The 385-nt window shown below is 39.0% G+C and carries 1 protein-coding gene; it reads right to left on the bottom strand.

Features of this window, described 5'->3' with window-relative positions; all coding sequences use genetic code 11:
- Positions 1–119 precede the first annotated feature (119 nt).
- The coding region (locus IQR33_RS06670; RefSeq protein ID WP_193843599.1) for a hypothetical protein at positions 120–385 on the bottom strand (266 nt) is incomplete at its 5' end.

The raw sequence follows: 385 nt of genomic DNA, 5'->3' as shown, positions 1-385 counted from the left end.
AAAGTAGAGCCGGAGTACGAAGAATTCCAAAGAAGATAGCAAGAAGTAGGTTCATAGGGCATACCTTAAGCTTAGTCTATAATATATTATAGTTTGGTATGCCCTGGAAGGGAAGATATTTAAGGGTAATAGCAATAGATAGTTGCTAGTGCTCGGTTTTCTCTAGGTGTTTCCCAAAGTTTTGTTTTGAAATTATATGAGTAAAGGCGGACAAGAAATTGTGACCCAGATGCATTTTTTGTAACACCGATTCGGTTTAATGAATAGTCAGATACGACTACACCGTCCGCTGAGTGGTAACGCTTACTATCTTGCCAGTCTACAACAATTCTATTTGCCGCATAACCTGCACCATCACCACAATTTACACCTTTAATTGCACCAA

Origin of the sequence: Vibrio sp. OPT46, assembly GCF_015163535.1 — a bacterium.
Classification (GTDB): Bacteria; Pseudomonadota; Gammaproteobacteria; order Enterobacterales; family Vibrionaceae; genus Vibrio; species Vibrio alginolyticus.
The sequence above is the reverse complement of the archived record's forward strand: the minus strand, read 5'-3'. Positions and strand labels throughout refer to the sequence as shown.